Raw genomic sequence first — 6,054 nt, 5'->3', positions numbered from 1 at the left:
TGGGCAGATCGGGACGATAAACCTGTACAATTAACTCGTCGACTAATCCTTGCCGCACCCAACCGAGCCAATCCTGTAAATGACCATTATAGGCGAATTCGTAGGGATTAGGGGCGATCGAAAGCAGTATATTCGGTTTAACTGCCTGAATTGATTCTTTGAGATTAGCCAGAAAAGCGGTGATTTTATCGGCCCGCCATTTTGTCCATTCGGGATCCCGGGGGTTAGCCGGAGGTGTTTTTTCCGTTTCCTGTTGATAAAGAGCGATAGTATAGGGATCATAGCCGAATTCATTCGGTAAACTCAGATGATCGTCGAATTGGATGCCGTTAATATCGTATTGTCCCACCACTTCCAAGACTAACTCCCGCAGAAAATTCTGCACCTCGGGACGGAAAGGATTCAACCACACCACCTCACCGGCTGCTCCTACCCAAGTGGTCCCCCCGTCGCGTTTTTGGGTTAACCAGTCCTGATGTTTTAAGGCTAATTCCGAGGTGGGAGGGGCCATAAATCCGAATTCAAACCAAGGAATGACCAATAATCCACTGCCACGGGTTTGTTCCACCAATTCTGCCAAGATATCTTGTCCCTGCGCTCCCGTAGGCACAAAAGGCTGTATTCCTTCCCGTTGGGCGATCGCACTGGGATAGAGAGCATAACCGGAATTCCAGACCACGGGATAGATAGCATTAAAATTAAGATTAACTAATTGCTCGATCGCCTGTTGTCGTTTATCCCTGTCCATCAGCATCGCAGTATCGTTGGTGGTGATCCAAACACCGCGGATATCAGGATCTCGACTTTGAGAGAAAGCGGCAGAAAAATAGCCTAATAGTAGGACTATGAGAAAAGATACTAAGAATAGTAGTATAGGGAACTTTTTAAGAATTTGCCGCCAAACGCTAGTCGGAATTAGAAAAGTCATTTCTTTAAGGTGAAGATTAACGGTTTTAACTGGTTATAATACCAGCTTTGCTCAACTCTTTGAGGCTAGATTGACCCAAAATAAGTAGGTAGGCACAATTATTTGTAGGATGGGTTAGCGGTAGCGTAACCCATGCGGGCGTTGGGTTTCATGCTTCAACCCAACCTACGTTCATTTTATATTTAATTCCACCCACCTACTTATATATTTACCTATTTCTTCCCTCGCCACAATTGACCTTGAGGATAGAAATCATCAAGACGAATATCGAATTGATCTAGGGTCAGTAATAACCGATTGGAAGGACGAAAAAGAAATAAGTTGGCCTGGGGAATTTCTAGGACTTCTTTTAACTTATCGGTATCGGGGTTAGTGGTAGTCAGGAAGTATTGTACATCAGCATTAAGACGATAATTAAGGGAAAGCAAATCACCTAAGTTAGTCCAGTCATTACCTTCGTCGCTGATAACAATGGCCTTAGGTACAGCATTAATTTTTCTGGCAACTTCGCCATTCCAATAACTAGGAACTTTTGCCCAACTGGTTTCGGAAAGAGCATTATTGAAGTTCGATATTATACTAGCAGTTAACAAAAAAGTCAAGATAATTTTACCTAAAATTTTGCCTTGATTAAGCAATTGTGACAAGAAAAAAGCTACAGTTATATAGATAGTGGGAAAAGTCGCAATTAGATAACGGGTGACAGTCGATCTAGTGGTGGTCAAAATTAGATCGGGAATGACTAAAGCTAGGAAAGGTACTAGGGTTGAGGTAATCAGAAAAGTAAAAGCTATGGGGTGATTGTAGCGATAAACTCGATAAAAAGCATAGATAATTAAGATTAAAAAAATCAGTCTATATATATAGGTGAAGATGTTATTAAAACCAAAATCGCTATCGCTAAATGGACAAGTAAAAGTTAAGAGCCATAATTTACCGAACAATCCCCAATCGAGATAGTTAACGGCAGCCCAACTGGTGGAATTAAAGGCCCTTTGAGAGTTAGTTAAAAAAACCTGTAACCAGGGTATATATAAAATTATCATTGTTAACCCAGATAACAGGAAAAATATCAAGTTATTTTTTCGCTCTGGTTTCATAACAAGATACCAAAGTATAAAGGCTGCTTGAGCAAATAAGTTGAGAATAAAAAAGAGATGAGTGTAGAGTCCGAGAGTATTAGCGACGGTGTATAAAGACCAATTAACAAGAGTTCTTTTTTTGAGGCATTTTAACAGCAGTAATTGACTGATTATCGTTAACAAAACCAAAAGACTATACTGACGGGACATTTGAGCAAATATTATATCAATTGGAGAGAGTGCTAATAAAATTACTGCTAAAATTGCCGTTAACTTTGCTGCAAATAATTCTAAGGATAGATAGTAAATAAATGGCAGGGAGAGAAGACTAAAAACAATCGCTAAACTGCGGGAAGAAACGGGAGAAAAACCGAATATTTTTTCCCAATAGCGAGAGATAATAAAGTATAAAGGTGGGTGCTGAGGGTCTTCTTTAGCGAGAGATTTTATTGTGTCAAAAACATTACTTTCTGGTTTCAGTTGTTGAAATTTTCCTAATTCTGTGGTAGATAAAAGACGGTTTTGAAAGATAGTATCAGCGATTTCCTTTGCTTGATAACCAGTGGTTCTAATGGTGGTGTAGGATTCATCATGCCAATAGATTTTTTGATCGATATTTGCAAAACGAAAAACCACACCGAGAGTTAGGATAATTGCCAAAAGTATTAAGAGCCAATTGGGAGTTTTATAATTAATAGTTGCTTGCATTTTAATAATTAGAGCGACTTTGTTTAAGATTAAGAAACTTGGTAAATTCTGGTTGAAAAAGTAGCTTAATTGTGCCGGTGGGACCGTTACGGTGTTTAGTAATAATTACTTCGGCCACACCTCGATCGGGACTATCGGGGTTATAATATTCATCTCGGTATAACATCATAATTAAATCCGCATCCTGTTCGATACTATTATGGACGATGATATTATTGGCAATAAAATTATGCAATTTATCTACTGTTAAATCATACACTTCTGTCTCTCCATCCGCTTGAATTGCCATAACTTCATCCCAATTAAACCTTAGGTCTGAATTACTCAGAGAGCGAGGTAAAGCGATATAATTACCGATATTTAATTCATCTAATCTTTGCCAACCGTGGACAGTCAAAAATTTATGATTGGCTGTAGCTCTAATCGTGCGACCTAAACGAGTTGTTAATCGAAAAACTGGCTTAAATCCTGTGGAAAAGACCTTAGTTACCAGTGCTTTTTCTAATTTCATTGTTTCCTCATTAAGAGCAAAAACCGTAAAATTAGAGCAATTAACTAACTGACAAATTGGCACTTTAGCACGAGGAGCGGCTAACTCAACTAAACTATCACCCGCTAAACATCCCGACTCGCGTAAATCGGACATCATCGGTCTTTTATTATTGCGAGATTCCACAGCACGACTTAACTGAGAAAGAGCAATTACCGGAGCATGAATTTCTCTCGCTAAACCCTTAAGACTGCGGGTAATTTTAGAAAGTTCCTGAACACGATTATCACCTCCCCCTTCCATTAATTGCAGATAATCGATTAAAACTAATCCCATTTGCCCCTTTTTTTCTGCCTGTAAACGCCGCACTTGGGAACGCATTTGAATTACACTTAAATTGGCACTATCATCGATATATATGGGCAAATTTAATAACTTTTCTAGTCCCCCAAGAACCTTCTCTAAATCATTTTGTCCCAAACGGCCCGAGCGAATCCGATTACTTTCGATTTTAGCCTCATTCGATAACAAACGTTGGGCTAATTGTTCCTTGGACATCTCCAAACTAAAGACAGCCACGGGTAAATTCTGTTGAGCGATATTATAGGCAATATTAAGAGCAAAAGAAGTTTTTCCCATGGAAGGCCTACCCGCGATAATAACTAAATCCGAGGGTTGTAAACCACTGGTCATCGCATCGAGATCATAAAATTGAGTTTCGATACCGGGTAGAGTGGTGGTCTCCTGCATTTTCTCAATTTCGTTAAAAGTTTCGATTAAAGTATCCCCCAGAAAAATTAAACCCTCCTGGGGTCGTTTTTGGGTGAGACGAAAAATCTTTTGTTCCGATTCATCGAAAACATTTTCTAATTCTAGCGTCGTATCCCTGGCTAACTCAATAATTTCTCCCCCGGTGGAAATTAACTGACGACGCATATATTTATCCATCACTAATTCAGCATAGCGATCGATGTTAGCAGCCGAGACAGTGCGCTCAATTAATTGTAACAATCGCGGCATTCCCCCGATTTCCTCCAGCAGAAAATTATCCTGTAACCAGCTGCTAACCGTCATTAAATCCGTCGGTTTTCCCTTCCCTTGTAAAGCAAGCGCCGCACGATAAATATCTTGATGGGTTTTCACATAGAAAGCTTCTGGAATTAAAAAATCACTGATTCTACCTAACGCTTTTGGATCTAGCAAAATGCCACCTAAGATAGATTCTTCCGCTTCAATATTTTGGGGGGGGAGGGACTGATCGCTAATCATTGTCAATGCTGACCGTGCTTTATCATTAATATTGTATAGTCAGTTTCACCGTAATTAAATACAAATGTTCAGGTTAATGATCGGGGTTGGGTTTTGGGGTTTTAGGGTTTTGGAGTTTTAGTTGAAATTTCCCCACTTCCCCACTTCCCCACTTCCCCACACCCCACACCCCACACCCCACACCCCACTTCCCTTGTAAACAGGATTTAGTATGACTTTAATTGACTCCTCGGCGCTCTCCCCGGCCGTCTATTTTATTGGTGCGGGCCCCGGAGATCCGGAATTATTGACGGTAAAAGCCTATAAAATTCTCCAAAAAGCCGATGTTATCCTCTTTGCTGATTCCCTCGTCCCTAAACAGATTCTTGAGGATACTCGTCAAGATGCCGAGTTAATTCCCACCAGTAGCATCACCCTAGAGGAAATTATCCCTTTAATGATCGATCGCGTGCGTCGGGGTTTAGCGGTGGTGCGACTGCAATCGGGGGATTTAAGTCTCTATAGTGCCATCCAAGAACAAATTCATCTTTTGACAGCAGCAGATATCCCCTTTCAGCTAATCCCCGGAATTAGTGCCTTTCAAGGATTAGCGGCCAAATTGGCCCTAGAATTAACGATTCCGGAATTAGTCCAGACAATTATTCTAACCCGGGTGGAAGGAAAAGCCTCTCATATACCAGAAAGTGAAGAATTAGCCTCTTTAGCCGCTCATAAAGCCAGTTTATGCCTATATTTAGCCGCTCGTCACGTTGACAAAGCCCAGGAAAAACTCCTACAATACTACCAGCCAGAGCAACAAGTGGCCGTTTGTTTCCGTCTCGGTTGGCCCGACGAAAAAATCTGGGTTGTCCCCCTGTCAGAGATGGCCCAATTAACCCATCGGGAAAATTTAACTAGAACTACCCTTTATCTAATTAGTCCCGCTTTAAACCAGATTACAGGAACTCGATCGCAACTTTATCACCCGCAACACTCCCATCTTTTCCGTCCTCATCCTTAGGTATTTTCTGGGAAGTCTATCGAAAGAAACACTAGGTTTCTACCTAAAGTTAGAGTTAAAGAGCGGCGATTTTGTTTAGGATTATTTCAGGAGGTAGGACAATTTTAAAAGCTTTTAAAATTAGTCTAACAATCCATGCACAACTGCCCTATGTGTTCGGGAATTACCCTTCGTCACCTTGTGGTTGGTCGTGCCTACTGGTATTGTCCTCACTGTCGTCAGGAGGTTCCTAACTTCCTTGATTGCTCCATTCCTCGCAGGGTAGAGCGAGTTAGAGCGGAAAAAACAGTCTAGATTTTAAAGTTGGTAGATGGCAATAAGATCTGTGGGATGGGTTAATTTTTAACCCATCCCACTTTACCTGTCTAGGGTTCGCTGAATAAATCTAAAAACCTTGTTGGATAATATCTTTAGACTTTTTTGAAATCAAAAAGTACCTGCGATGGGAGTGATCGGGGGGAAAATTCCGGGACTTTTTCCCTGAAAATTAGGTAATTGACCGCCTCAAAATCGGTAAAACCCTACACCCTACACCCTACACCCTACACCCCACACCCCACACCCTGCCCCCACCAAC

The 6,054-nt window shown here is 41.0% G+C and carries 4 protein-coding genes; 1 reads left to right on the top strand and 3 read right to left on the bottom strand.

The window, feature by feature from the left end; all coding sequences use genetic code 11:
- The 3 genes from PX481_RS15180 to dnaB form a co-directional block, all read right to left on the bottom strand.
- A partial coding sequence (locus PX481_RS15180; RefSeq protein ID WP_288094885.1) for a family 10 glycosylhydrolase occupies nucleotides 1-928 on the bottom strand: 928 nt, incomplete at its 3' end.
- A gap of 212 nt (nucleotides 929-1,140) precedes the next feature.
- The gene (locus PX481_RS15175) at nucleotides 1,141-2,718 is read right to left on the bottom strand and encodes a glycosyltransferase family 39 protein (RefSeq protein WP_288024910.1); all 1,578 of its coding nucleotides are present in this window, start codon (nucleotides 2,716-2,718) and stop codon (nucleotides 1,141-1,143) included.
- A gap of 1 nt (nucleotide 2,719) precedes the next feature.
- Complete coding sequence (gene dnaB / locus PX481_RS15170; protein WP_002757010.1) at nucleotides 2,720-4,477, bottom strand: replicative DNA helicase; 1,758 nt, start codon at nucleotides 4,475-4,477, stop codon at nucleotides 2,720-2,722.
- 211 nt (nucleotides 4,478-4,688) lie between these two features.
- Between dnaB and cobM the strand changes: the two genes are divergently transcribed.
- Nucleotides 4,689-5,477, top strand: coding sequence for a precorrin-4 C(11)-methyltransferase (cobM, locus tag PX481_RS15165; protein WP_002757009.1), 789 nt, complete (start codon nucleotides 4,689-4,691; stop codon nucleotides 5,475-5,477).
- The last annotated feature ends 577 nt before the right edge of the window (nucleotides 5,478-6,054 follow it).

This window comes from Microcystis sp. M53603_WE2, from assembly GCF_030065435.1.
This window is presented reverse-complemented; position numbering and strand designations above follow the sequence as displayed.